Origin of the sequence: Vibrio tubiashii (assembly GCF_028551255.1) — a bacterium.
Lineage (GTDB): Bacteria > Pseudomonadota > Gammaproteobacteria > Enterobacterales > Vibrionaceae > Vibrio > Vibrio tubiashii_B.
The window spans coordinates 930,918-956,093 of the sequence record NZ_CP117030.1; the positions used below are offsets into that span (position 1 = coordinate 930,918).

The 25,176-nt window shown below is 43.7% G+C and carries 26 protein-coding genes; 9 read left to right on the top strand and 17 right to left on the bottom strand.

Annotated features, from left to right (window positions below; translation table 11 throughout):
- Positions 1 to 69: 69 nt before the first annotated feature.
- From LYZ37_RS19610 to LYZ37_RS19625, 4 genes are all read right to left on the bottom strand, one after another.
- A complete protein-coding gene (locus LYZ37_RS19610) occupies positions 70 to 1,227 on the bottom strand; it encodes a conjugal transfer protein TraF (protein WP_272787249.1) in 1,158 nt (385 codons plus the stop codon).
- Positions 1,228 to 1,312: 85 nt separating this feature from the next.
- The gene (locus LYZ37_RS19615) at positions 1,313 to 1,615 is read right to left on the bottom strand and encodes a GIY-YIG nuclease family protein (RefSeq protein ID WP_272787250.1); all 303 of its coding nucleotides are present in this window, start codon (positions 1,613 to 1,615) and stop codon (positions 1,313 to 1,315) included.
- Positions 1,615 to 2,268: a YceH family protein gene (locus LYZ37_RS19620; RefSeq protein ID WP_272787251.1), complete on the bottom strand. Its 654-nt coding sequence runs from the start codon at positions 2,266 to 2,268 to the stop codon at positions 1,615 to 1,617. Before LYZ37_RS19620 ends, LYZ37_RS19615 begins: the two co-directional genes overlap by 1 nt.
- A 34-nt stretch (positions 2,269 to 2,302) precedes the next feature.
- Positions 2,303 to 2,497, bottom strand: a complete 195-nt coding sequence (locus LYZ37_RS19625) for a hypothetical protein (protein ID WP_272787252.1) — start codon at positions 2,495 to 2,497, stop codon at positions 2,303 to 2,305.
- Positions 2,498 to 2,682: 185 nt separating this feature from the next.
- Here LYZ37_RS19625 and LYZ37_RS19630 point away from each other — a divergent pair, with 185 nt between their 5' ends.
- Both LYZ37_RS19630 and LYZ37_RS19635 read left to right on the top strand, forming a co-directional pair.
- On the top strand, positions 2,683 to 3,000 hold the full coding sequence (locus LYZ37_RS19630) for a DUF496 family protein (protein ID WP_004743727.1): 318 nt from the start codon (positions 2,683 to 2,685) through the stop codon (positions 2,998 to 3,000).
- Between the two features lie 306 nt (positions 3,001 to 3,306).
- On the top strand, positions 3,307 to 3,546 hold the full coding sequence (locus LYZ37_RS19635; RefSeq protein WP_174263834.1) for a YgjV family protein: 240 nt from the start codon (positions 3,307 to 3,309) through the stop codon (positions 3,544 to 3,546).
- A 67-nt stretch (positions 3,547 to 3,613) separates the two neighbouring features.
- Here LYZ37_RS19635 and LYZ37_RS19640 read toward each other — a convergent pair whose 3' ends face one another.
- A complete protein-coding gene (locus tag LYZ37_RS19640; protein ID WP_272787253.1) occupies positions 3,614 to 4,765 on the bottom strand; it encodes an HD-GYP domain-containing protein in 1,152 nt (383 codons plus the stop codon).
- Positions 4,766 to 5,031: 266 nt separating this feature from the next.
- On the bottom strand, positions 5,032 to 5,649 hold the full coding sequence (locus LYZ37_RS19645) for an OmpA family protein (RefSeq protein WP_272787254.1): 618 nt from the start codon (positions 5,647 to 5,649) through the stop codon (positions 5,032 to 5,034).
- A 279-nt stretch (positions 5,650 to 5,928) separates the two neighbouring features.
- Here LYZ37_RS19645 and LYZ37_RS19650 point away from each other — a divergent pair, with 279 nt between their 5' ends.
- Entirely contained in the window at positions 5,929 to 6,549 is a 621-nt protein-coding gene (locus LYZ37_RS19650; protein WP_272787255.1) for a thiol:disulfide interchange protein DsbA/DsbL, read from the top strand.
- A 17-nt stretch (positions 6,550 to 6,566) separates the two neighbouring features.
- Positions 6,567 to 7,040, top strand: coding sequence for an FKBP-type peptidyl-prolyl cis-trans isomerase (locus tag LYZ37_RS19655; protein ID WP_272787256.1), 474 nt, complete (start codon positions 6,567 to 6,569; stop codon positions 7,038 to 7,040).
- Positions 7,041 to 7,124: 84 nt separating this feature from the next.
- On the opposite strand, the gene LYZ37_RS19660 is transcribed toward LYZ37_RS19655, so the two are convergent.
- From LYZ37_RS19660 to nrdD, 5 genes are all read right to left on the bottom strand, one after another.
- A complete protein-coding gene (locus tag LYZ37_RS19660) occupies positions 7,125 to 7,517 on the bottom strand; it encodes an NUDIX hydrolase (RefSeq protein WP_171323403.1) in 393 nt (130 codons plus the stop codon).
- Between the two features lie 212 nt (positions 7,518 to 7,729).
- Positions 7,730 to 8,386 carry an ATP-dependent zinc protease family protein gene (locus LYZ37_RS19665; protein ID WP_272787257.1) on the bottom strand — a complete coding sequence of 219 codons (657 nt, stop codon included), beginning with the start codon at positions 8,384 to 8,386 and terminating at the stop codon, positions 7,730 to 7,732.
- 62 nt (positions 8,387 to 8,448) lie between these two features.
- On the bottom strand, positions 8,449 to 9,630 hold the full coding sequence (locus tag LYZ37_RS19670; RefSeq protein ID WP_272787258.1) for an amino acid aminotransferase: 1,182 nt from the start codon (positions 9,628 to 9,630) through the stop codon (positions 8,449 to 8,451).
- A 174-nt stretch (positions 9,631 to 9,804) separates the two neighbouring features.
- Positions 9,805 to 10,272 (bottom strand): anaerobic ribonucleoside-triphosphate reductase-activating protein, encoded by a 468-nt coding sequence (nrdG, locus tag LYZ37_RS19675; RefSeq protein WP_272787259.1) that lies wholly within the window; start codon positions 10,270 to 10,272, stop codon positions 9,805 to 9,807.
- Positions 10,273 to 10,341: 69 nt separating this feature from the next.
- A complete protein-coding gene (gene nrdD, locus LYZ37_RS19680; protein ID WP_004743744.1) occupies positions 10,342 to 12,462 on the bottom strand; it encodes an anaerobic ribonucleoside-triphosphate reductase in 2,121 nt (706 codons plus the stop codon).
- A 293-nt stretch (positions 12,463 to 12,755) separates the two neighbouring features.
- On the opposite strand from nrdD, the gene LYZ37_RS19685 reads away from it, so the two are divergent.
- The gene (locus LYZ37_RS19685; protein ID WP_336314493.1) at positions 12,756 to 13,643 is read left to right on the top strand and encodes an endonuclease/exonuclease/phosphatase family protein; all 888 of its coding nucleotides are present in this window, start codon (positions 12,756 to 12,758) and stop codon (positions 13,641 to 13,643) included.
- Positions 13,644 to 13,662: 19 nt separating this feature from the next.
- Here LYZ37_RS19685 and LYZ37_RS19690 read toward each other — a convergent pair whose 3' ends face one another.
- From LYZ37_RS19690 to LYZ37_RS19710, 5 genes are read right to left on the bottom strand one after another with little or no spacing between them, the layout of a single operon-like run.
- Positions 13,663 to 14,709, bottom strand: a complete 1,047-nt coding sequence (locus tag LYZ37_RS19690; RefSeq protein ID WP_272787261.1) for an efflux RND transporter periplasmic adaptor subunit — start codon at positions 14,707 to 14,709, stop codon at positions 13,663 to 13,665.
- Entirely contained in the window at positions 14,702 to 18,043 is a 3,342-nt protein-coding gene (locus tag LYZ37_RS19695) for an efflux RND transporter permease subunit (RefSeq protein WP_272787262.1), read from the bottom strand. The genes LYZ37_RS19690 and LYZ37_RS19695 overlap by 8 nt, the downstream gene beginning before the upstream one ends.
- Before the next feature lie 17 nt (positions 18,044 to 18,060).
- Positions 18,061 to 18,519, bottom strand: a complete 459-nt coding sequence (locus LYZ37_RS19700; RefSeq protein WP_272787263.1) for a DUF6691 family protein — start codon at positions 18,517 to 18,519, stop codon at positions 18,061 to 18,063.
- Between the two features lie 7 nt (positions 18,520 to 18,526).
- Positions 18,527 to 18,943, bottom strand: a complete 417-nt coding sequence (locus LYZ37_RS19705; RefSeq protein WP_272787264.1) for a YeeE/YedE family protein — start codon at positions 18,941 to 18,943, stop codon at positions 18,527 to 18,529.
- 19 nt (positions 18,944 to 18,962) lie between these two features.
- Positions 18,963 to 19,274, bottom strand: a complete 312-nt coding sequence (locus tag LYZ37_RS19710; RefSeq protein ID WP_272787265.1) for an ArsR/SmtB family transcription factor — start codon at positions 19,272 to 19,274, stop codon at positions 18,963 to 18,965.
- 163 nt (positions 19,275 to 19,437) lie between these two features.
- Between LYZ37_RS19710 and LYZ37_RS19715 the strand changes: the two genes are divergently transcribed.
- From LYZ37_RS19715 to LYZ37_RS19730, 4 genes are all read left to right on the top strand, one after another.
- Entirely contained in the window at positions 19,438 to 19,623 is a 186-nt protein-coding gene (locus tag LYZ37_RS19715) for a YgaP family membrane protein (RefSeq protein ID WP_004743759.1), read from the top strand.
- A gap of 11 nt (positions 19,624 to 19,634) precedes the next feature.
- The gene (locus LYZ37_RS19720) at positions 19,635 to 21,338 is read left to right on the top strand and encodes an FAD-dependent oxidoreductase (RefSeq protein WP_272787266.1); all 1,704 of its coding nucleotides are present in this window, start codon (positions 19,635 to 19,637) and stop codon (positions 21,336 to 21,338) included.
- A gap of 187 nt (positions 21,339 to 21,525) precedes the next feature.
- A complete protein-coding gene (locus LYZ37_RS19725) occupies positions 21,526 to 21,708 on the top strand; it encodes a hypothetical protein (protein WP_069669565.1) in 183 nt (60 codons plus the stop codon).
- Between the two features lie 143 nt (positions 21,709 to 21,851).
- Positions 21,852 to 23,621, top strand: a complete 1,770-nt coding sequence (locus LYZ37_RS19730; RefSeq protein ID WP_272787267.1) for a choice-of-anchor I family protein — start codon at positions 21,852 to 21,854, stop codon at positions 23,619 to 23,621.
- 71 nt (positions 23,622 to 23,692) lie between these two features.
- Here LYZ37_RS19730 and LYZ37_RS19735 read toward each other — a convergent pair whose 3' ends face one another.
- Positions 23,693 to 25,129: an aerolysin family beta-barrel pore-forming toxin gene (locus tag LYZ37_RS19735; RefSeq protein WP_272787268.1), complete on the bottom strand. Its 1,437-nt coding sequence runs from the start codon at positions 25,127 to 25,129 to the stop codon at positions 23,693 to 23,695.
- Positions 25,130 to 25,176 lie beyond the last annotated feature (47 nt).

Below are 25,176 nucleotides of genomic sequence, written 5' to 3' on the forward strand. Positions count from 1 at the left end.
GCCGAGATTGCTTTTATAATATGCAACTTATTAATTTTTCTCGGCTTTTCTAATTATGCCTAATCCTAATTAGAACGTAAAAGACAAATTCCCAGATAAGCCAAATTGGTTATCTCCCGCATAGCTACCTGCTAGATCGACACTCACCAAATCTCCTGGGCTTATCCCTACCCCTAAGGTAAACGAGTTGTCTAAAGTATCCTCGATATCCATTTCGTAGCCGGCTCTTAACTGCGCCCAGCCAAATGCATTACCTTCAATACCTAAACGAAGAAATTGCGTGTCGTCAGCAAGTTCAGTGAAACGTTTTTGCTTGGTTAAGTCCCAGTCGATGGTCGTCGTAAAATACTCCATGGCGTAAGCACCAGATACGGTGACTTGCGGGTTTAACTTATAAGTACTGACTCCTGCTATATCCAAGGTATCGATTTCTTTGGAAAACAGGTCTTTAACAGCAAAGCCTAAGCGGTAGTTATCAACGAACCAAATTGCTCCCAGATCGAGGTTAAAGGTATTTTTATTGGTTTCACTTTTATCATAGTCACTGACATCAAAATCCTCGACCGATATGTTTTGCTTGTAAGTTCGCAACTGCTGATACTTAGGACTAATGCCGACCGAAACATCTTGCCCTTGAAAAGAGAAGCGTTTTGCTAATGCAATACCAAACTCGGTGTAACCAAAGGCAATCATATCCACATTCGAGGCTTCATAGCGTGTTTTTACGTTAGCGGGGGCATCACCGTTATTCGGAGCGATTTTCGGTGCTGCAATGACTTCAGCATAGCCTCGTGAGAATATGTTGGCAGATACCACGTTAATTGGAAAGGCAATAGCGAGTGCAGCACCACCCGTCACGGCTAAAGGCTTGTTGTCTGAGAGTTGTGTCAGGTAACTATTAAGCTGCGCAGCTTGCGCTGGGTCCGTGCTACCACCGCTTTCAAACGACTTGATGGTATCTTGCAGGCTGTCGATGGTATCGATATTTTCGTCCGTGTCCCTTAAGTTTGCTCCTATTGCGGGAACAAGAAGCCCAAAGTCATCTTCATCTCGGTGAACAGAAACTAGCGCGGGATTATAAAAAGGGGCAAGAACGTAGTCCGCACTTGTTACGCCAGTATTACCCATCCCGTTACCGCGACCATCTGGAACGACGGTTGCCGCATAGGTTCCACTGACTACAACTAACGAACTAACCACTACTGATAATTTGATTAATTGATTCATATCCGTATCAACCTTTTTTATTACTCATAATCAAGGTTAATACAAAATCAGAACTTTGTAGGCTTAGTAATCAATTAGTCTCATATTAATCGACAACAAAATCTTGCTGATGAGCAATAAGTTGCTCTTTTTTGTGTTTCGGTAGGCGTTTGATCTGATATTCAAGCTTAGAAGCGCTACTGCGATCATCACCTGCAGGCTTAAACCACTCTAGCTTTAGCGGGCCTTTACCTTTGAGTGCTTTGGCACCTGTCCCCTGCTGGTGCTGCTTAAAGCGGCGTTGAACATCAGTAGTAATGCCGCAGTAGAGTGCATTGTTGCGCATTCGAATCAGGTAAACGTACCAATTCGAACACGCATTGAGGTCATTTGACTCTTGTACTGACATTACTCAGTGAGTTGCTCAACAAGTGAACGTAACTCAGACAGTTCCGCCTTAAGGCTTGCCACTTCTTGTTCCAGTTCATCAAGTCGACTACTGCTATTGCCTGCAGGCGCCGGTGCTGCGCTCGCTAATGCTTCGATGTCAACTTCACCGCTGAATAGATGCATATAACGCGATTCACGTTTACCTGCTTCACGAGGTAACTTAACCACTAGCGCCCCTTCTTCTCGCGACGCCATTTCTTCTAGCACTGACTCTAGCTCTTTAACATCAGAGAACTCAGCTAATCGATTAGTGCGCGTACGAAGCTCGCCTGGAGTTTGTGCTCCACGTAGAAGTAAACAACAAACGATGCCTTTTTCTTGTTTGCTTAGCTTAAGATCACCAAACTCAGTGTTGCAGAAACGATGCTGGAACTTATTCGCACGACTGTTAAAGCCGCTTTCATCACTAACAAGTCTACGAGCAATTAACGCATCGACCGCATCTTGCACTTCCGCGTCACTGAGAGACATCACAGGCTCACGGTTACTTTTTTGATTACATGCCGTCGTTAAGCTGTTAAGTGTCAGGGGGTAGTAGTCAGGCGTAGTGACTTCTTTCTCGATAAGACAGCCAATGACACGTGCCTCTATTGGGGATAGCTCGATATTCATGTTATTTCCTTATTCTTTCTTTTCAAACACTGCACTAGTGTTCGGCGAGGATGGGAACCTTTTTAATATTTCCGCTCTCATCGATCATCACTATTTTGCTTCGATTCAGCTCTACTTCGGTCACTTCTTGTCGAGTGCGCTCTTTTTTATAAGCACTCACTAGCTTGCTTGCTCGCGGAGTTTGCTCTTCAGACTCACACTTCGGGATAATGATCTGCGACATTCGCATTTTTGGATTTCACATAAGCTTCTCATGCTTGAATCATATCTCGAAGTTTCATTACTCTCAATTAGATGCAAACAGATTGGCGATAAAACCGTCAACGTACTGTAATGATTGATCTTAGGACTGTTCTCCTGCGGTTTGTTGTGATTTAATCCTTGTTAGTTATTCGAAAATTAGGAAAGGGACCTATGAGTGGTGTATTTGAAATCGTGTCTCAAGCACGTCGTAAGAATAAGCTAAAGCGTGAGCTTATTGATAATGAAAAGAAAGTACGTGACAACCGTAAGCGTGTTGACCTACTAGAAAACCTGCTTGATTACATTAAAGCGGACATGAGCAACGAAGAAATCGTTGGCATTATTAAAAACATGAAAGCTGACTATGAAGATCGTGTCGATGACCACATCATCAAGAGCGCAGAAATTTCTAAAGAGCGCCGCGACATTAGCCGCCGTATTCGCGAGCTAACTGAAGAAGACAAAGTGATTCAAGGTAAGAAGAAGTAAATTCTATTACTCCTCAATATCAAAGCCTACACCTCTGTGTAGGCTTTATTTTTTCCGAATAATAGTTCGGCTGTTAACCAACATAATTGGTTATTATATTTCTGTAGGCAACGTAAAACGTTTGCGTAATCGCTAACCTTCTCCGTTCCTATTTTTGGGGCTTTCATCACACATTTAGCCCTGTTATATTTCACACCAGTTAATCATTTAGACCATTCGAGGCACGGAGCTTCCTCACTTATCTCAAGAAGAGAAGAATTGGTACCGACGAGCGTCGGCAAATTTATAGAGGGTCAAATTATGGATATGGTTGAAATTTTAGGTTACGCAGCGTCAATCATGGTTGCGATTTCACTAACAATGAAAGACATCGTTCGACTACGAGTATTAAACTTCATTGGTTGTGCACTATTCACTGCGTATGGTCTGATGATTGATGCATGGCCTGTTGTTGTGACTAACGGTTTCATTGCGTGCGTTAACGTCTACTTCCTGGCAAAAATGCAAAGTGAAAAAAAAAGCGAGCAAGTTAAAAGCGCCGCTTAAGTAATAACCGAAATTTTGAAACGCCCCAAATTAGCGAGCTAGTTTGGGGCGTTTTTATTACATCGATTTAAGAAAGTAGAGACTGAGTCGCTTCTGCTTCATCCAAGTACCTCAATCTTATCCGTGTAAAATCTTCAATGTTGTCTGTCAGTGCATCGACAAGGACAGGATCAAACAACCTACCTTTATTAGCCTGTATGTAGATCAGCACATCATCCAGTTCCCAAGCAGGTTTGTATGCTCGACGACTGAGCAGCGCATCGAAGACATCCGCAAGAGTGACAATTCGCGCTTCCAAAGGGATAGCCTCACTTTCTAGTGCATCTGGTAAACCTTCCCCATTGTAGTGCTCATGGTGGTGTCTAACGATATTCTTGATAAAACGAATCTCAGCATTAGAAATAGTTTCTTGCTCACAATGAGCCACAACGTCATCGATTATCTCTTCACCAAATAGAGTGTGATTATTCATAATCGCTCTTTCTTCGGCAGTATAGATCTTGTCACTGTATAAGATCTCATCTGGAATCATATACTTACCAATATCGTGAAACGGTGCGTATAGCCGAATGCGATGGATAAATTGATGCGTTATCTCCTCCATGGTCTTGGAGAGAATTCTTGCCAGCAATTCGCTATACATGCCCATCCGAATTAGATGCTCTTTCGTTTCAGGATCCCGCGCATGGCCAATTTTTAACGCAAGTTTTAAGCTCGACTGAAAGTGCCGTTGACTCTCGAAAAGCTGAACAAAGAGGCTCGAAGTCACTTGAGATAGGAATGTAAAATCACGTGCAATATCTTGGCGTGAGAAAAAAGCGTCTTCACTTGCATTAATGAAGATGAACCCGATCGTTTTGCCCTTGAACGATATTGGAAATGTATAACTGCTGCGATGGCCCAATCGAATCAGCTCTTGAATGCGCTCTGTTTGAAGCATCGAAGATAGTTGGTCGATGACCCGAACGGTTGCCTTTAATGCCACGCTAGTTAACGAAGAACCTTCGGTCAGTCTATGTTCGGTAAAATCGTAGCTCCCACTATCTGAAAAACGATCTTTGACGTAGTAATTAGAGACTTTGCTCTCTCCTATTAGAGCAATAGAGAACCGAGATAGCGAAGAATAAGCCTCTGAAGCGTGTACATAGATCGAGTCGAGCTTTGATGTAATCGTTGTGTTTTCACTGGCAATTTGGCTGATTAAAGAGAAATTAACCATGTAATTTCACATCCTTAGTATTCTAATTTTTTTGGAAACAATATCTCATAGTTGAGATAAACGTTATCAAATAGTTAACATTACGATAACCAGTAAAATCAGAAACTTAGAATTTCATCATAAAATTTGTGGTTTTTATAGACTCACTTTCATTTTACATTCGCCGCTTTGACTAACATTGCTTTATCAACATCGTATTGACCCTTAAAGACAAAAACGCCACGATGATTAAGTCGTGGCGTTTAAGGCATTGAAATGGGTTCAGTTTAGTTATTCGCGACAATAAACAGCACTTCTACTCGGCGATTACACGCTTTACCTGTTTTGGTTTTATTCGTACAAGCCGGGACGTATTCACCATATCCGCGTGTAAAGATTGAGTCCATCGCGACATTGTTACTCACCAATTGCTGTTTAACGGCTGTTGCTCGCTTGATCGAGAGTTTGTCGTTGAACGTTGGCGCTCCGGTGCTGTCTGCGTGGCCATCAATAACGATATCTATTCCTGGCTGAGTAGATAGGTAACTCCCCATCATATTCAACCAGTATTTGGAGTCCGGAGAGACATGGGAAGAACCGGTGTTGAACTTGATGGTATCTTTCAACTTGACCATAACATGGTTGCCCGGAATCAACTCATAATCAACGCCATTACTGACAAGGAAGTTCTGAAGATCGCTATAGCTTTGTGTACGTTGTTGCCCCATCGGCCCTTTGACACCTGAAGAGGCCAAGACTGGCGCAGCTCCCCACTCTGGATAACGCACTTCAAAGTCTGACGTAGGCGCGGTATCCAGAAGGTCTCCTCCTAGCATAGTCATATCGTCTGGCAAGCTGCCACACCCTGAGAGAGCTAGAATTAAAGGAAAGATTAAGTACTTCATTGATTCACCGTGAGTTCCATGCCGTTACATAATCTATATCGGCAATCTCGCTGTTACTTTAGCCACTGCGGTAACTTTTTTTCTTTTTATGGTCATTATAGTGAAATTCGTACACGCAATAATCAAAGTTCACGATTAGAAATAGTTTTACCCCTCAAAGCACTGTCACTTTTGTTTCTCTTCTGGATAGGAACAAGTAGAATCAACGAACAAATCATTCACGAGTCAACGCAACAAAATCACCAATCACGTTGTCTCGCGACTAATAGAGAAAACAATATGAAAAAAATTGCGTCGCTTTTAATGATCGCCGCTTCAGCTTTAATGGTTGGTTGCTCTGAAAACTCTCAACCTGTTGAAGGAAAACAGTACGAGCAACTGCCTGCCAATCTTTCAACTTTCCGACTTCCTCAAGTCACTGAAGTGTTCTCTTTGAACTGCGGCCACTGCCGTCATATGGAAAACGAAATACCTGAAATTGAAAAGCTCACCGGGCAAAGCATTGGTAAAGTTCATGTGACGTTCAATGAGAGCGCTCAAATTGGTGCGATGATCTATTACGCTGCCGAAATGCAACTAGGTAAAAAACCAGACCACGACATGATGACCGAGATGTTTGCTGCCACTCAGATGGGAGATGGTGCAACACTTCCAGAAAAGAAAGCGGCTCTAGACCTCGTTTTCCACAGTCGCGACCTCGTTAGCCCTTACGACTTTAACGAAGAACAACAAAAACAACTGTTCGCAGCAATGCAAATCGCGGATGATATTACAACCAAAGGTCAAATCAATGCGGTACCGACCTTTATCGTCAACGGTAAATATCAGATTATTACCAGTGGTCATCAAGATGCAGCGGGTATTGCTGAAACCATCAATTTCTTACTTACTCAACCTTAATTCAACGGATAGGATTTATGTCTAAATTTGTCTTCCCGATTATCATTTTCGTACTAGCGGGATTCTTCATTTATCGTACATACACAAACCACAAAGCTAGCGAGACAAACTTCGCAGCAGGCCAAGCTTTCTTGCTTGAAAATGAGAAGAAAGAAGGCGTGGTCATGACTGAAAGTGGCCTTCAGTATGAAGTGCTACATAAAGGCGAAGGCAGCGAGCGCCCTACCGCATCGAGCACAGTGAAAGTTCACTACCATGGCACATTATTGGACGGAACCGTATTTGATAGCTCAGTAGAGCGTGGAGAGCCGATTAGCTTTAAGCTAAGCCAAGTAATCAAAGGCTGGCAAGAAGGTCTTACTTACATGTCTGTAGGTGATAAGTTCCGACTTTACATCCCTAGCCCACTGGCTTATGGCAAGAACGGTACTGGGCCGATTCCACCAGCGGCTACGCTTATCTTTGATGTCGAGCTATTGGAAATCAAATAACCCAAATCTTAAAGTCTTATACCTCTAAAACAAAAAAGCCAATCAAGGTTCGACTTGATTGGCTTTGTTCTTTTTAGTCAAAGACTAAACCCGTTGTTCTTCCAGCAAGTGGCGCTTAATAAAATCAACATCTGCCTTATAAAAATCATCCAGAGGAATCTCATCTGGTGACATCCAATGGAATTTTTGTTGTCGCTCTGTATCTAACGCTAGAGGCTCTTGTTGTTCATTGGCATTGAATATCGCGTAATAGATACGACCACCAAAGTCGTTAATAGCACTAAACGTCGCTGAGTGCTTCACGCTTTTCATTTGGGTCTCTTCGTATAGCTCTCGTACGGCGGCATCGGTACCTGATTCATTGTCATTAACCGCTCCACCAGGAAACTCGAATACCATACCTTTTGTTGCTCGATAGCGCTCTTGAACCAGTACTTTGCCATTTTTGCGTACGATAGCCATCGACAGGTGTTTCATATCTGACTCCTTTCTAATTATATTTACGTCACATCCTCAACTTGTAGTATGTAGGGGGAATGGTTGGGGATGTTCAATGTCCGACTACTTTCGCAAAAATAGTAACTCAATAGCATAGAATTCACAGACGCAAACGATAAAAACATGATCTAGCAATAAAAAAACCAGCACATTATTCGTGTGCTGGCTTCAGAAGTGGTGATTTACCTAGGCTATTTATATTTGTCTTGAATGTATTTCTGGCTAACATCGACAACCGCAACATCTTTGAAAAAGCTACGCCCAAGTAGCAATGGGAAGGTAAGATGCGTTCTATCCGCCAAAGTAAAATCGGTCTTGTCTTTTAAGTCACCTAATTGAACCCAAGCTTCTACCACAGCACGTTTATGTGCGTCTTCCGAACTAGACTGTCGAATCTTAACCCAACGTTTAACAGGCAGGGCAACTTCCTTACTCTTAACGCCATCGTGTTCAATTTTAAACTTAACCCAGTCTTTACCGTCGCGTTCAAATGGAACGATATCTACAGCACTGATAGAAGATGTGGTTGCGCCTGTATCGACACGCGCTTTGAAGCTTTCTTCTAAGCCAGGTATATAAACCCACTCTTCAGCGCCTAAGAATAGCTTCCCGTCTTGGGCTTTCTTAGGTTGTTCTTTAACGACAGGAGGTTGTGGTTTTTCTTCAGGCTTAGCCGGTTTTTCAACCTCTTCTTTTGGCTCTTCAACCTTAGGCTTTTCGACCTCTTCCTTAGGTTGCTCGACAGGAGGCTTCTGCTCTGGCTCGACGGGCTGTTGTCCTGTGGTTGAACACGCCATCAAACCGCCACTTAAAATAAATGGAATCAGTGTTTTCCACGTTTTATTCATTTGTTCACCTAACTCGACAAAACAGAAGTGCTTAAAATGGGGCTTAACGAGCCCCATTACACTTAAGATACTTTAATTATCGCTTCGGCTACGTAAGGAATGTCCTTTTCAGTCAGGCCAGCGATATTGATTCGACCATCGCCTACCCCATAAATGCCATATTCTTCACGGAGTTGCGTCATCTGGTCTTGGCTAAAGCCTAGCACAGTAAACATACCTTTGTGACTTTCTATAAAGTCGAATTGTGAAGTATTGTGGCTATTTCTCAATTCATTACACAACGTCTGACGAAGATTAAGTAGACGCAGCTGCATTTCACTTAACTCTTGCTTCCAAACTTGGGTCAGTTGCTGATTTTGCAAAATGGTCTTAACCAATGCTGCACCGTGATCAGGTGGCATAGTGTAAGTTGCGCGTGCAAGCGTCAGTAACTTACCTTTTGCGTTGTTCACGTCGCCTTGTGATTTACCAACCACAATTGCAGCGCCAGTCCGTTCGCGGTAGAGACCAAAGTTTTTAGAACAAGACGTCGTGATCAGCATTTCTTCGACGTTGTCCGCCATAAAGCGTAGACCTTTGGCGTCTTCTTCGAGTCCATCGCCAAAGCCTTGATACGCGATATCAACAAACGGGATGAAACCATTTTTCTGAGATAGCTCTGTGATCGCTTGCCAAGCAGCAAAATCGATATCAGCACCTGTCGGGTTGTGACAACAACCGTGGAGCAAGACAACATCTTCTGGCCCTGCTTGAGCAAGATCTGACATCATTTTGTCGACATCAACTTGCTTAGTTTCAGGGCTAAAGTAGCTGTAATGTTTTACTTTTAAGCCAGCGGCTTCCATAACCGGACGGTGATTGACATAACTTGGATTAGAGATCCAGACTGTGGTATTAGGCTGAGCCACTTTCATTAAGTCACCCAGCATGCGTAGCGCACCACTTGCACCCGGTGTTTGAATTGCAGCCACGCGATCCATGGCAGAAGTGCCATCAAGCAGCAGATTAACCATCGATTGGTTAAACTCTTCGCAGCCTGCTAGGCCAACATAAGATTTGGTTTTTTGCTCAGCGACAACGATATCTTGAGCTTGAGAAATTGCTCTCATCACTGGTGTTTCGCCAGCGCTGTTTTTGTATACCCCAATGCCAAGATCCACTTTTTCAGCACGTGGATCATTGCGGTATGCAACAGATAAAGAAAGAATAGGATCCAATGTAGGAGTCGGTAAATGAGAGAACATGAAAGTCACAACCCTTTGAAATTCAAGTAACGAACTTCAACTTACCATCTAATCGATAGATCTAGAAATAAAATTTCTTCCTGTCAGAGCAAAACAGGATAAAAAACCAATTAGATTAACAATTATTTAACTTTTACATTTCCAACAGAGAGATCGACTGGCTGATTTTCAATATTACAGCTTAAAACTATGAATAACTTGGTTAGAGCTCCCGCGCCACTCTAAGTTTAAGTCTCGTTTGTCTTGTTCATATTTGCCATCAATTAACGTATCAATGTAGTGAGTAATTTCCCTTTGCTCGTCACTTAACTCTGCCAACGTATAACCTGTCCAGACCCAAATATCTTTATCCGGGCATTCTTGTCTTACGCGTTTAACCAATTTTAAGATGTGCGGTACGTTTGCAGGATGAAGCGGATCGCCACCAGATAGGGACAAACCTCTGCGCTTGATTCGCGTATCGTTGAGATCCGCTATGATTTGGTCTTCTGCCTCTTGGGTAAACAAAACACCAGAATCTAATCGTTGCGTCGATTGGTTATAACACCCTCGGCACTGGTGAACGCAACCTGATACAAACAGTGTACATCGGGTACCCGGTCCGTTAACGACGTCGATTGGATAATACTGGTGGTAGTTCATGATATCGCTCTTTAAATAAAATGAGCCCTAACATCTAGGGCTCTACTACAGGTAATTTCTTGTGAAAAATTACAGGTGCTTAACGCGTCGTTTCACTTCTTCTTGCTTGCCGAAGTTGAACGGTCTTGCATCTGGACTGCCTAGGTAGCCACAAACGCGTCGAGTAACTGAAACTTTGGTCGAATCGTGATTACCACAGCTTGGGCAGGTGAACCCTTTGCTCGTACAATCAAACTCGCCGTTATAACCACACTCATAACACTCGTCGATCGGTGTATTGGTGCCGTAGTACGGAACGCGGCTGTAGCTGTAATCCCAAACGTTTTCTAGCGCTTCAATGTTACGCTGCATATTTGGAAACTCACCGTAACAGATAAAACCACCGCTTGAGATGTACGGATACGGCATTTCAAAATCGATCTTATCGTATGGGTTAACCTTCTTCTCAACGTCAAGGTGGAAGCTGTTTGTGTAATAACCCTTGTCTGTGACCCCTTTGATAACACCAAACTCTTTAGTATCAATTCGGCAGAATCGGCTACACAAGTTTTCACTTGGCGTTCCGTATAGGCTATAGCCGTAACCTGATTCCTCCGCCCATTGATTCACTTTGTCTTTAAGATACTTAACCACATCGATCGCTTTCTGACGCAATGCGGAATCATCGTAAACGTGCGTCTCATCGCCAAACAGAGCATTAATGGTTTCATGGATACCAATGTAACCGAGTGAGATTGAAGCACGACCATTCTTAAAGATATTCGCAATTGGCTCATCCGCTTTTAGGCGAACGCCACAAGCGCCTTCCATATAAAGAATTGGAGCAACACGCGCTTTAACGTTTTCAAGGCGAGAAATGCGCGTCTCTAGTGCGCGGCGAGCGAGGTCTAAACGCTCATCGAGTAACTTATAGAACTGCTTTTCGTCGCGGTTTGCTGCAATTGCAATCCTTGGTAGATTTAAACTCACGACACCTAGGTTGTTACGACCTTCGTGGACAAGCTCGCCATTTTCTTCGTATGTGCCCAAGAAACTACGACAACCCATCGGCGTTTTAAATGACCCGGTGATTTCAACCACTTTGTCGTAGTTAAGAATATCTGGGTACATACGCTTAGAAGCACATTCAAGCGCCAGTTGCTTAATGTCGTAGTTCGGATCTTCTGACTTGTGGTTCAAACCGTCCTTGATGCCAAATACCAGTTTTGGGAACACCGCTGTTTTGCGGTTTTTACCTAGACCGGCAATGCGGTTCTTCAGGATCGATTGTTGAATAAGTCGTGAAGCCCAGCTTGTACCAAGGCCAAAACCAAATGTGACAAATGGGGTTTGACCGTTTGCTGTGTGAAGTGTGTTTACTTCGTATTCTAGAGACTGGAATGCATCATAACACTCTTTCTCAGTGCGAGCCGTTGCAAAGGCTTCAGGGTTAGGAATATCCCACTCTTTAGCAATCTCTAGATGCTTGTGATAGCTCGTCATCACGTATGGCTCAAGAACTTCATCAATACGGTTGATCGTCGTACCACCGTAAATATGACTCGCAACTTGGGCAATAATCTGCGCAGTTACTGCTGTCGCTGTCGAGATTGATTTTGGCGTATCAATCTCGGCATTACCCATTTTAAAACCGTGAGTAAGCATGCCTTTAAGATCAATCAGCATACAGTTAAACATTGGGAAGAACGGCGCGTAGTCTAAATCGTGGTAGTGAATATCACCCATTTCATGAGCTTGAACGATATCACGCGGTAAAATGTGGGTCTTCGCGTAGTGCTTCGCAACAATGCCTGCCAATAAATCGCGCTGAGTAGGAATAACCTTTCCGTCTTTGTTGGCGTTTTCGTTAATTAAGTCAACATTGCTTTCTTCAATTAAGCCTTCAATCTCGCGAGTCAACGCACTTTGCTTCTCGCGCGCAATATCACGATCATGTCGGTATTCAATATAAGCGCGAGCAAGAGACTTGTAAGGCCCTTGCATTAACTCATTTTCTACTCGGGTTTGGATGTCATTGATGTGTACTTCATCGTGATCTTTTAGCTGAAGCTCCACCGCAAGTGCTACATTCAATGCATAAATTGCGATTTCTTTATCAACGTGCTCTGCTGCTGATTCCACTGCAGCTTGAATACGATCCCTGCTAAACGGAGCTCTTGAGCCATCACGCTTGATTACGATAGGTTTCACCTTTTCTCCTTACCCCAGCATACTCACAGACTTATCCACAAACACACTATATAGGGCGATTTATTTTTTGACTGACACTATATGTTGTGGCGTATTTAACGAGATGACACAGGAGAAAGTATTGATTTTGATCAATAAAATTAGACCCTCGCTCAAGATCAAATCGATCTTAGTGGCACTGATCTCAGTTGCAAAGAAAATGATGAAAATTAGAAAAATGCAACAAATCCTACTTGCATTTTTGGGATGTCTTGTAGCATAAAGGCTGCAATATATTTCATTGAGTTAAGCCTATGCTACCCCCTAAAAAGTGGTCACTTTTTGTTTTTCTGTTATGTTTGCTCTCTTTTTACTCTAGTGCCAACGACTCCATTTATACGACTTGGAATATTGAGTGGTTGAGCGACACACCTTCTGAGCAGTTTTCTTCATCACAGCGAAACGAAGATGACTACCTCGCTTTGAGCCGTCATTTTGATTCTATTGCCCCTAAAGTCCTCGCCTTTCAAGAGGTCAACGACCCTGTCGCGTTAAAGCGCGTTATTGGCTCTGACTATCAAATGTTTTTTTCGCAAAGAAGCTTACCGAGTAATAGAAAGCATCAGTTTGACGAGATTAATCAATACACAGGATTTGCGGTACAGAAAGGAATAAACGTTTCTAATCGCGAAGATTTCCGTCTCGATAGCAATAGCAACAGTAAACTAAGATTTGCGACTTATATTGTGCTAAACCCAAACAGTGCTAATTCAGTCCATGCTTTGTCTGTCCATTTGAAAGCACGTTGCTCTGGTGCCTACCGCAATAGTCGCGATTGTAAAACGCTAAAAGAACAAGGCAAAAACCTAAATCTTTGGATTAAAGAGCGAGAATCGAATGGTGAGTCTTACGTTATATTGGGCGATTTTAACCATAACCTCAGTTACCAAGGCGACTGGCTATGGAAAGAAATGACCCAAGGCACCTCTGCTCGCCTCGCATCAAAACAGACCAAGGCTGAGTGCAAAGTTAAATCGCGTAACAACCCAAAAAGGACGCACCAATTCCGGTCATTGATTGATCATATCGTTGTTAGCGAAGCACTCACGACAGCAAAGCCTGAGCAAAACGTTTTTCCAGTGTCAGACGTCCTCGATTATACACTGAGCGATCACTGCCCATTGAGCATGCAAGTACATTAGGGCTGTTTATCTTTCGTGGTTAAATATCGCTCGGATTGAGTACCACGATATCGCCCGCCTCAAGACCTTTGCGTACACGGAAATCTTCACCTAGTTGAACTAACCGTGTATGCACCTCACCACCTTGAACGACTTTGACATAATCCAGTTGCCCTACCTGATAGATGGCCTCTAACGGCACACGTACGACTTGCTGTGTGCCTAGCTCGACTGACACTCGCGCAAAGTTACCTGGGTATACTTTTTTCTCGGTTTCAAACGCTAATTTAATGAGATAGCTACGAGAGCCAGCGTCTGCTGACGGTGTAATTTCACTCACAGTAGAATCTATGATGATGCCATTAGTGGGTAAATCTAATGCCAGTGTTTTACCCAGTTCAATATGAGGCATGACAGATTCTGCAATATCTGCCTCTACGACAAGTGATTGCGGGTTATACATAGATAACAAGGCGGATCCCGGTGTCGCAGTATCCCCTTGATGCGCCGTTTTCTGAGTAATGATGCCATCAAAAGGAGCAGTAATAACACTATAGCCAAAAGTGGTTTCTGCCTCAGTAACGGCCGCTTTAGCTTGCATTAACGCTGCTTGAGAGGTTTGCAGATGATTCTCCGCTTGGTCATATTGGGACTGAGGCACAAGCTTTCTGCTTAGGAGTTCCTTAACGCGTTGATACTCTTTTCTCGCATTGTTTAACGTTGATTGGGCAGAGACAAGCGCTTGCTCTGTCTGTTCTACCTTAGCATCGAGATCTCCGCTCTCTAGGCGTATCAGAATATCCCCCTGCTTTACCTGATCACCAACACTCACAATAACTTCGGCGACGGTGGCGGTTAACCTTGAGGCAACCGTCGCTTTTTGTTCAGCAACTACACGCCCTGAAAACTCTCTTTTTATCGTTTCTTCACTTGCGACAAGCTTAGCGGTATCAAAGCTTGGAGCGCTCATCATACGAACTTGGCGTTCTACAGGAAGTTTTGGTGTAAACACTCCCGCCATATATAAAAACAAAACAGCTAAACCGCTAAACAGTAATCCACCAAGCAGCCATGTTTTCTTATTCATTGTCGTCTCTCCTGCTTTCTCGGTGTTTTAATTCTTTGTTATGTATCAGCATTCCATTCCCTTCAACTCGCTCATACGCGAGGTTATAAACGACTGGAATCACAATTAAAGTGAAGATGGTTGAGGCTGCGATCCCGAATATGATCGCCCACGCTAAGCCGTTAAAAATTGGGTCTAGCGTGATAATGACGTTCCCTAACAGGGTTGTTCCGGCAGTGAGCAGTATCGGCCTCATTCTTACGGCACCCGACTGTATTAATGCCTTGTGTAGTGACTCCCCACTGGCAAGAGATTGCTGAATAAACTCAATCAAAACCAGTGAGTTGCGCACTACAATACCCGCGAGAGCAATCATACCAATCATGGCGGTCGCAGTGAACAGCGCAGGGTTTGGATAACCGTTAATCTCTTGACTCATACTGTTAAGCAGCCAAAATCCGGGCATGATGCCAATAACGGTTAAGGGAATTGCCAACATGATGATCCCAGCAACCGCAGGTAGGCTTGTTTGAATCAGCATAACAATAAACACACCAAATAGCGCCGCGCCATAGGCAATACCTAAGTCTCGAAACACATCGACGGTAATTTTCCATTCACCTTCGCCGCTCCAGACTACGTCGATATCTTCGTTAACCTGCCAAGGCTTACCTGAACCGTTGTTTAGGTAACTACGTTCGTTCCATTCAACCCAGTTGTTTTCAATCGGTCTATTTTGGTCGGCTATGACATCTGCAATGATTTCACCGGGCACTCGACCCGCTGTTTCTGCATAAACATAAACAACAGGTTTAAGGTTCTTATGATAGATCGGCGTATGTACAACGCGTTTTTCAAACCGCCCTATCTCTCCTAACTGTACTAATGGTTGTGGCGCGTCAACCAGCGAGCCATTGTTGAGGGTCTTCACTACCCCTGCCTGCCCTCTAACATAAAGGCGCAACAGACTATCAAGATCATCCCTTTGGTCCCGAGGCAAACGAATTTCTACAGCTAGTGGGTTAACCTCTCTATTGGAACCCAACTGACCGATGACATAGCCGTTATTTGCCGCCGCAATGGTCTCGTTAACTTCTTGTATCGACACACCAGACAAGGCGGCTTTTTCTTGATCGACGATAAATTGCCAAGCTTCTAGATGCTCATCAATGCTGGTATCAACTTCTGTGACAAAAGGCTCTATAGAAAGGCGCTCAGCAACACGCTGTGCCTCCACCATTAGCTCTTGGTAAGAGGTATGATCCTTGCCATAGACTTCCGCGGTAATTGTTGCGATAACCGGGGGCCCGGGGGGAACTTCGACAAGCTGAATTGATGCATCAAAACGATGAGCAATCTGTTCTAAATCACTGCGAAGTCGAGTCACTATTTCATGTGACTGCATAGAACGTTGGTCTTTTTCTGCCAAAACAATCCGTAGCTCGCCCTGATACGGTTGGTTACGCATAAAGTAATGCCTCACCATACCGTTAAAGTCCATTGGTGAAGCAATACCTGCAAAGCCAGATACCGACTCTACTTCAGGTACAGTCACCAAATAGTCAGAAAAAACGCGCAGCGTATTAGAGGTATCAACAAAGCTTGAGGATTCAGGCATGTTTAACACCAACTGAAATTCATTTTTGTTGTCGTAGGGTAAAAGCTTCAGTGGTACAAGTCGCATTGCAGGTAAAAGTGCCGCAGCAATAAACAAGCCCGCGACAATAGTCAGAAAAAGCCAAGCTTTTTTACGGCTTTTAAGCAGCGGTGTCAGTAAACGTGCATAACCCTGATAGAGCGTTGATGACTCGAAATCATACTGACCTGACGAAGCTGATCCTTTGAGGATCTTTTTAGCAAGCCAAGGCGTGACGAAAAACGCCACTAACGTACTCACTACAACGCTCACAGGCACATTAAAAGCCAATGGTGCCATATAAGGCCCCATCATCCCTGTAATGAAAAACATTGGCGTAAATACAATGACGATAGCAACCGTCGACATTATCAACGCGCTACGTATTTCTCCCATCGCAAGTACAATTGCCTTTGATCGAGGTAGATTTTTGCGTTTCAAATATCGTTCGATATTGTCGATGCTGGCTATTGGGTCATCCACAATCAAACCCAAAGCCAGAATCAGCGCAAACAAGGTGACTCGATTGATCGTGTAACCAAACAGTAAGTCGAGCCCTAATGCCGCCCCGTAACTCAATGGAATCGCAATCCCAACAACCAGTGCACTGCGCCAGTTTAAAAACAAGCCGACAAACACAACAACCGTCAGTACTGAAATGGCTAAACTTGAGACTAGATTGGAAACCTTGTCATCCGCTGTTTTACCGTAATTTCGGATGATGTCGACTTTGACAGAAGGCGGAAACTGATTTTGTTGCAACGCATAGAGCTTCTCAACCGTTTGATTCGCCACATCTACCGCATTCGCGCCTTTTTGCTTAGCGACTGAAATGAACACCGCTGGATGTTCCACTTGGTGTTTTGCATCGATATACCAAGTGTCGTTAGAAGGCTCCGCTGCACGCTCAATTACCTTTGCGACATCACGAAAAAACACCGGTTTGTTATTGACGACGGCGACAACCAGATCACCAACCTCCTGAGCACTGGTAAGCAGTCGACCCGACTCTATCAGATACCGATTGCCGTCAACCTGAATCGATCCCGCTTGCTGCTTATTGTGGCTAACGTCAAAAGCAAAGTTTAAATCCCTTAAGGTGATTCCAAAGCTTTCCATCGCAACAGAATCTAACTCGACACTGATGAGCTTAGATTCCCCACCAATCACTTGAACGCCATTTGTTGATGGTATTGATTTGATGCCCAAAGTTGCTTGGTCAGCGATACGCTTGAGATCGTGCCTATCTACCTGTTTAGGATCGGTGGAATAAAGCGCCGCGACTACGATAGGCACATCATCTATTTCGACAGGCTTTACCAACCAGCGAGTGACGGAAGGAGGAATATGATCTTGATTGGAGTAAAGTTTGTTATATAGCTTAACCAACGCATCTTCACGAGGTTCGCCGACATAGAATCGAACAATAACCTGTGCGGCGCCATCTGATGAAGAAGAGTAAACGTACTCAACGCCATCAATTTGGCTGAGCAATTTTTCGAGTGGTTCAGTCACCTGTCTTTCAACTTGTTGTGCACTTAAACCTGGCGCTTCAATCAACACATCCGCCATTGGCACGACAATTTGAGGATCTTCTTCTTTAGGCGTCAGCCACAGGGACACCGCACCAACTGCTAACAGAAAAACAATGATAATAGGCGGAAAGAAGCTGTTCATTATCGAATGAACGACACCATCCTTGGTCGAACTTCTATTCATTCTGTTCTCCTAACGCACTAATTCACTTTAATCGGTGAGACGGACTTTTCAGTTGATGAATCTAACGCCTTAATGAATAGCGAACCTAGAAGCATCGAGCTGAAAAATAACAATATATCACTATTACCAAGCGCCAAACTTGTCACCGCAGGTCCAGGGCAAATACCGGCTATCCCCCAACCTAATCCGAACAGGGCTGCGCCAATAACCAGTCTGACGTCAAGGTTAGTTTGAGTTGGGATTGAAAGAAGCGAACCATCCATCGCCTTTGAGGTTTTCTTGATGTGTAGCCAATAAAAAGGCATAAACACTAACAAAGCCCCACCCATGACAAAAGCAAGACTCGCGTCCCATTCACCCATTACATCAAGGAAACCGACCACTTTCTGTGGTTGGATCATACCTGACATCGTCATTCCTACACCAAACAATAGTCCGCTAAATAACGGAGCTAAACGTAATACAGTCGATTTCATCTGTCACTTACCCAAGTATATGAAGTCGCACGTAAACCGTGATAGCGGCTACACACATAAAAATAGAAGTGGCGATGATTGAGCGTTTCGACAATCGGCCGATGCCACATATCCCGTGTCCACTTGTACAACCATTGGCAAGACGAGTTCCTGCTCCAACAAGCAGACCAGCTAATACAATCCCCATCATTGGGGTATTGCTTGTATCTGGCGCATCAATCCCAGTGAACAAAACAGTGAGCACTCCACCAGCAATCAAGCCTATAGCGAAGAGCAATCTCCACCAATAATCGCCCTCTTTGGGGCTAACTAAGCCATTGATTACGCCACTAATCCCAGCGATCTTGCCGTTTATCAACAGCAGCATTGCCGAAGAAGTACCGAGTAACATTCCCCCAACTAGAGAATCCCAAGGAATATTCATGTCTTCAATCACCTTAAAACTACTTACCACAAAATACGTAATGCAACGTTTGAATTAGGGTCTCAACTCGTGGATCAGACAATGAGTAGAAAACCTGCTGAGACTCTTTACGCGCTTTGATTAAATTGTGTTTTCTCAACACAGTTAGATGCTGGGAAAAAGCAGACTGGCTAAGAGAAGAACTCGATTGTAGCTCCCCAACTCCTACCTCTCCCTGAGTCAATTGACACAACACCATCAGTCTTTCCGGATGAGCCATCACTTTGAGTAATTCGGAGGCTTCTACTGCATTGCTCTGCATCTCTTTTAAATCAGAAATTTCAACGTTCATACAATCACCCAAGTATCTAAACTATATTAGATGATACTTATAAACTTAATTTAGTCAATGCTAATTTAGTTTTTTAATATTTAGACAAATTAACATTAGACATTGCTAATTTATAACTCTATAGTAAATCCCAACAACGCATGTATGAAACGGATACTTTGTTATGACATTAGAAAATGCAATTCGAGTCCTTGCTGGTGGAATGGTCATTTTATCAGTCGGCCTGACAATGACAGTCAGTTCAAACTTTGTTTGGTTGACACTTTTCGTCGGAGCAAATTTGATTCAGAGTGCGTTCACAGGATTCTGCCCTGCGGTTGTTGTACTAAAGAAGCTCGGGTTTAAGTAACAGAGGTTGATATGACTAAGATTTTAATTGTTGGTGGTGTAGCTGGTGGCGCGTCCGCTGCTGCTCGTGCACGCCGTTTGAGTGAAGATGCCGAAATTATCATGTTTGAACGTGGTCCATTCGTTTCGTTCGCAAATTGTGGCCTTCCTTACCATATTGGGGGAGACATCCAAGAGCGAAGCAAGTTACTTCTACAAACTCCCGAAAGCTTCTTAGCGCGCTTTAATGTCGACGTGCGTGTAATGAATGAAGTGGTCTCTATTGAGCGCAGCAGTAAAACAGTTACTGTACGAAATCTAATCGATAACAGCGAATATACAGAAAGCTACGACTTTTTATTGCTTAGCCCGGGCGCAGGCCCTGTCGTTCCACCAATTCCGGGGATCGATAACCCACTCACTTATTCGCTGCGTAACATTCCTGATATGGATCGCATCATTCATACCATCCAAATGAACAAGCCTGAACATGCAACCGTGGTTGGCGGAGGCTTTATTGGTCTTGAAATGATGGAAGCTTTTCATCAGTTAGGAATCAAAACCACCTTAATCGAAATGGCCGACCAAGTGATGACGCCTGTCGATCGCGAAATGGCAGGCTTTGCCCATGCTGAAATTAGGCAAAAAGGCATCGACTTGAAACTAGGGGTTGCCCTTGAAGCGGTTGAGTACGTTGCGAACGAACATATCGCCTCACTTGAGTCAGGGGAAGATTCGGCACATCAGCACATCGAAGGCGAGCTAAACCTAACACTAAACAATGGTGAAACCTTAACCACAGATATTTTGATCATGGCAATTGGTGTACGCCCGGAAACCAAGCTAGCTCAGGAAGCAGGACTTCAAATTGGTGAGCTTGGTGGTATCTACACCAATGAGATGATGCAAACTAGCGATCCGAGTATTTACGCGGTTGGTGACGCAGTCGAAGAGAAAGACTTTGTCACTGGTTCACAAACTTTAGTACCGCTTGCAGGCCCAGCCAACCGCCAAGGTCGTATGGCCGCAGACAACATGCTAGGACGCCAAGAAACCTATCAAGGTACCCAAGGCACTGCTATCTGTAAGATCTTTGATCTCGCAGTGGCATCTACGGGTAAAAACGAAAAGCAACTTAAGCGTGAAGGCATTGACTACGAAAAAGTCTACGTTCACACAGCAAGCCATGCGAGCTACTACCCTGGCGCTGAAATTGTAACGTTCAAGATGTTGTTCGATCCTAAAACGGGCAAGATCTTTGGTGCGCAAGCCATCGGTAAAGATGGCGTTGATAAACGTATTGATGTTATGGCGGTTGCACAGCGAGCAGGCATGACAGTAGAACAGCTTCAACACCTTGAACTGACTTATGCGCCACCTTACGGCAGTGCCAAAGATGTGATTAACCAAGCTGCATTTGTTGCCACAAACATCATCCAAGGTGACTCGACCCCAATACATTTTGATCAAATAGATTCGCTTTGCGATAACCAAGTGCTACTTGATGTTCGCAATCCTGCAGAATTAGAGAATGTCGGGTTTATCGAAGGCGCAATTAACATTCCTGTCGATCAACTACGTCAACGTATGACTGAGCTACCGAAAGACAAAGAAATCGTCATTTATTGCCAAGTTGGGTTACGTGGCAACGTTGCTTACCGCCAATTGGTGAATAATGGATACAAAGCGCGAAATCTCATTGGTGGTTACCGCACTTACAAATTTGCTCAAGCCTAGCCATAACTTGCAGACATCTAATTAATTCAAATTTGGGGAGCTTCGCTCCCCTTTTGTTTTTGCTGCAGGCGAGATCACTACTACCTTGGTCTAGTCGTAGACTAAAATTGATCCAGATCATTTTACCATAATTTTAGTAAGGTTATGTTGTTATTGTGTTAACGGAGAATTAACAAGGAAGTATCAAATGGAATTAAAAAAAGACCCTCGCTGCTATACTGACGTTTGCATTAACGGCAAATGGTTTCATCACGACCACTGCACAACAAGTGCTTACATGCTCAAAGGTGGCGCTTCATGTGCGGTTGAATTAGAAAGAATGCCAGAAACCGAGTCTGAACTGATAGAGCTGATCTCTTCACAGTTTTAAATTCGCAACCGAAACGTTATCGCTCCCACTTTTTTAACAACCCAACTTTAAGCCGATAACTGTTATCAGACTGTCATCAAATCAACATCCTAACTAAATATATCCTTCATAGAATTCTCTAACTTTTTCATGGAGGATATATTTTGTTAACTCGCTCTCTACCAACAACTTCACTCGCTATCAGCGCAATTATTGTCAGCGGTTGTGCAACTCAACAACCCAACGATGTTTCTGTTCAATGCTCGCCTACGCAATCTATCGAACGTTCTGAAGGTTCTTTGTCTGGCTTAACCCTTGTTGGGTCTTATGTATCTAACAGCCCGTTTGATTCGTCGGCCGCTGAGATCGTCACCTTTGATACTTGTACAGATCAACTGTTTGTCGTTAATGCTCAGTCTAAACGTGTGGACGTGCTTTCACTCAATGGAAACAACCAGCCTTCTCTAAAGACTGAACTTGATTTGAATGTCGCCGCTTCTCACGCCAACATTCGCATTGGCGCTGCGAATAGCGTGGCGGCCTATGAAGGGTTACTTGCGGTCGCGATAGAAAACGCAGTTAAACAAGAAAATGGTCTTGTGGCTTTGTATCGAGCAGACAGTCTAGAGCTCATCACCACATTTGAAACGGGCGCACTACCCGATATGGTTGCTTTTTCAAAAGACGGCCAATACATCGCGACCGCTAATGAAGGTGAGCCAAACTCCGATTATACGATTGACCCAGAAGGCAGCATCACGCTTATAGATTTAAGCCAAGGGATTGGTGAAGCTAAATCGTTCCAGATAGGCTTTAGAGACTTCAATCAAGGTCAATCTCGTCATCATGAACTTGATAGTGACGTCAGAGTATCCGCCCCTAATGCTAGCGTCGCGCAAGATCTTGAACCAGAATACCTAAGCTTTTCTGATGATGGTTATCTGTACGTGGCTCTACAAGAAAACAACGCACTTGCCAAAATTGATCTCAGCACCAAACGAATCGAGCGAATCAAAGGTCTAGGTGAAAAACATTGGGCAGACAATAAGCTCGATGCGTCTAACAAAGATAAAGTCATAGGAAATTTTCAATCCTATCCAATGCTTACCGGGTTGTATATGCCTGACTCGATAGACAGCTATCAGGTTGATGGTAATACTTACGTGATCAGCGCCAACGAGGGAGATGGACGGGAATACGGTTTTAAAACGACTCAGAAAACTTGTGAGAACCAGGGTTATAAATGGGACGGAGATGACTACTCCGGCAGCGACAAATATGGCTCCGAGGTGGACTTTTGTATCGCCTACTCTGATGAAGTCAGAGGTGCTAAGCTGAAAGTGCCGTCATCGCACCCATTATCATCTGCACTGAAAGACAAAAAACAGCTCGGCAGATTAAAAGTGATTAAACCAGAGGGTCAGCTGAGTGATGATTCGCACATACAATCTTTTGGTACTCGCTCTTTTTCTATCTGGGATGAAAATGGTCAGCTTGTGTTTGACAGTGGCGATCAGTTTGCCGATATCGTCTATGCCACTCAGCCTGAGCATTTAAATAGTAGTAACGACAGCAATAGCAGTGCCGATAGCCGAAGTGATGATAAAGGTGTCGAGCCTGAAGCCATTGAAGTAGCAGAGATCAATGGACGTCAAATTGCGTTTATCGGTTTGGAACGCCAAGGCGGAATCATGGTTTATGACGTGACCAACCCACATTCACCGATGTTTCTTCATTACAAGAACAACCGTGATTTTTCAAAACCTGTCTGTACTGAGGTTGATGACGGTGATTGTGTTAATGGAAGCTACAACCCTGAGGCTGGTGATTTAGGACCAGAGTCAATTCATTACTTCACTCGTAATGGTCAGCATTTACTCGCTGTGGGCAATGAGGTTAGTGGCACGACTACCGTTTATCGCCTTGAATTTTAATTAGGGTGATATTCTCCTACACGTAAAGATGGAACTCAATTAGCGCGGCTGTTACCAGCCGCGCTTTTTTATTAGAGCTTAGGAACAGGGACAACTTCTACACTGAAGTTTTTAATACCATATTGCTCCAACTCTTCATCTGTTAACGAATACTCTGCAGAACGCTTCGTTCTACTTCCTAGAGGAATCGTCTTACCAAATCTCACATCAGAACCAAAAGACGCATCAGCAAAAAACTCGCCGGTAATTTGCGTCTGTACTGGTCTGAGAACCTGACCAAGTAAACTTTTCACATTGTCTGCGCCATACTCTCTTAGCAACCAAGGCCAATCCCATTCATTGGAAGTTGCCGGAATATTGCGATGCTCATATTGGTACTTGAGGCTTTTATCGTTGCCTCCGTTACGGCCAATGACCCAGTTAGCAGTATAGGTTGGACGATCATCAGGATGGTGACTCAGAGCATTTCCAGACCAACGCATAAAACCCGTTAATGCCAGTTCATAGCTTAACTCAGCGTTAAACGTGTACGGGTAACTGATTGAAGAGCGGAAAACCTCCATAAAAACTTCTTGCTTAGTATTTGGCGCAACGTTAACAACAATCGTATTGGAGATCCCTTTAGACTCCGAGTCGCCGTTGGTCGTCGCCCAGCTTTGATTGGCGCCAATTTCAATCGACAACTCAGTTTCACCCACAAGAGGCCACTTAAACTTGTTCTTGGTTGAGACTTTTTGACTTAAGCCATAAGTGTCTGTTTTGGACCAATTTGTCGATTTCTCGTATTTAAACGTCACTCGATATTGTTGTTCTAGGTCAGACTCATTGGTCACAACCTCTGAACGACGACCGATCAGTTCTTTATCTGATTGAGTAATTTGACCAGCATTGAACGTTTCCGGATCAATGTCATACTCAAAACCAGATATATCCATTTTTAAACGTTCGTTGCATCGGTAGCCTTCACAAGAGCCTGAATTATCCGCATCAATATCGTAATTTCCTAATCCATCAGTGGACGTGATCATATCATCGCCGACGTATTTACTGCCTGTACCACCTGCCCAACCAAAGCCAAGATAATGGGCCAGCAGAGCGAGCGGTTGGTAAAATTCTTTCTTATTGACTAGATACCATTCTGTATGAGCTTCATCATTTTCAGGCAATACAAGCGCGGCGTAATCCGGGATACTGTGGTCTGGTGGTGTATTATAAGTACACCATGTTGTACCTGCTAACCTGTCTTGCTTGATAGTTCCATTGTACCCTGACCCCATCAAGACATAGCCATTAGCAATATTTGTAATTTGCCAAGGGCCCATTTGCCCAACCAAATCCGATTTAATTGGCATGACTTCTTCAGAGGTAATAGGTCTAAAGCCAACCTCACAACTCTGCCCTTGTAGTTTTATATCCAAAATATCTACTGCTGCATATACATTAGATTGCATCATAGAAACAATAATTGAGCTAGCAACCAACGATGTTGTAAAAATCTTATTATTCACGTTATTTTCCTGTTATTTAATGGAATGAAATGCGAAAAAACCATTGA

What these genes read in the sequence shown, in the direction of transcription:
- LYZ37_RS19690 (WP_272787261.1), bottom strand. Translation starts at nt 14,709, where the DNA reads ATGAATAAGAAAACATGGCTGCTTGGTGGATTACTGTTTAGCGGTTTA.
- LYZ37_RS19650 (WP_272787255.1), top strand. Translation starts at nt 5,929, where the DNA reads ATGAAAAAAATTGCGTCGCTTTTAATGATCGCCGCTTCAGCTTTAATG.
- LYZ37_RS19625 (WP_272787252.1), bottom strand. Translation starts at nt 2,497, where the DNA reads ATGCGAATGTCGCAGATCATTATCCCGAAGTGTGAGTCTGAAGAGCAA.
- LYZ37_RS19685 (WP_336314493.1), top strand. Translation starts at nt 12,756, where the DNA reads ATGCTACCCCCTAAAAAGTGGTCACTTTTTGTTTTTCTGTTATGTTTG.
- LYZ37_RS19610 (WP_272787249.1), bottom strand. Translation starts at nt 1,227, where the DNA reads ATGAATCAATTAATCAAATTATCAGTAGTGGTTAGTTCGTTAGTTGTA.
- LYZ37_RS19640 (WP_272787253.1), bottom strand. Translation starts at nt 4,765, where the DNA reads ATGGTTAATTTCTCTTTAATCAGCCAAATTGCCAGTGAAAACACAACG.
- LYZ37_RS19620 (WP_272787251.1), bottom strand. Translation starts at nt 2,268, where the DNA reads ATGAATATCGAGCTATCCCCAATAGAGGCACGTGTCATTGGCTGTCTT.
- LYZ37_RS19725 (WP_069669565.1), top strand. Translation starts at nt 21,526, where the DNA reads ATGGAATTAAAAAAAGACCCTCGCTGCTATACTGACGTTTGCATTAAC.
- nrdG (WP_272787259.1), bottom strand. Translation starts at nt 10,272, where the DNA reads ATGAACTACCACCAGTATTATCCAATCGACGTCGTTAACGGACCGGGT.
- LYZ37_RS19645 (WP_272787254.1), bottom strand. Translation starts at nt 5,649, where the DNA reads ATGAAGTACTTAATCTTTCCTTTAATTCTAGCTCTCTCAGGGTGTGGC.
- LYZ37_RS19715 (WP_004743759.1), top strand. Translation starts at nt 19,438, where the DNA reads ATGACATTAGAAAATGCAATTCGAGTCCTTGCTGGTGGAATGGTCATT.
- LYZ37_RS19660 (WP_171323403.1), bottom strand. Translation starts at nt 7,517, where the DNA reads ATGAAACACCTGTCGATGGCTATCGTACGCAAAAATGGCAAAGTACTG.
- LYZ37_RS19635 (WP_174263834.1), top strand. Translation starts at nt 3,307, where the DNA reads ATGGTTGAAATTTTAGGTTACGCAGCGTCAATCATGGTTGCGATTTCA.
- LYZ37_RS19720 (WP_272787266.1), top strand. Translation starts at nt 19,635, where the DNA reads ATGACTAAGATTTTAATTGTTGGTGGTGTAGCTGGTGGCGCGTCCGCT.
- LYZ37_RS19665 (WP_272787257.1), bottom strand. Translation starts at nt 8,386, where the DNA reads ATGAATAAAACGTGGAAAACACTGATTCCATTTATTTTAAGTGGCGGT.
- LYZ37_RS19655 (WP_272787256.1), top strand. Translation starts at nt 6,567, where the DNA reads ATGTCTAAATTTGTCTTCCCGATTATCATTTTCGTACTAGCGGGATTC.
- LYZ37_RS19615 (WP_272787250.1), bottom strand. Translation starts at nt 1,615, where the DNA reads ATGTCAGTACAAGAGTCAAATGACCTCAATGCGTGTTCGAATTGGTAC.
- LYZ37_RS19710 (WP_272787265.1), bottom strand. Translation starts at nt 19,274, where the DNA reads ATGAACGTTGAAATTTCTGATTTAAAAGAGATGCAGAGCAATGCAGTA.
- LYZ37_RS19705 (WP_272787264.1), bottom strand. Translation starts at nt 18,943, where the DNA reads ATGAATATTCCTTGGGATTCTCTAGTTGGGGGAATGTTACTCGGTACT.
- LYZ37_RS19630 (WP_004743727.1), top strand. Translation starts at nt 2,683, where the DNA reads ATGAGTGGTGTATTTGAAATCGTGTCTCAAGCACGTCGTAAGAATAAG.
- LYZ37_RS19695 (WP_272787262.1), bottom strand. Translation starts at nt 18,043, where the DNA reads ATGAATAGAAGTTCGACCAAGGATGGTGTCGTTCATTCGATAATGAAC.
- LYZ37_RS19700 (WP_272787263.1), bottom strand. Translation starts at nt 18,519, where the DNA reads ATGAAATCGACTGTATTACGTTTAGCTCCGTTATTTAGCGGACTATTG.
- LYZ37_RS19670 (WP_272787258.1), bottom strand. Translation starts at nt 9,630, where the DNA reads ATGTTCTCTCATTTACCGACTCCTACATTGGATCCTATTCTTTCTTTA.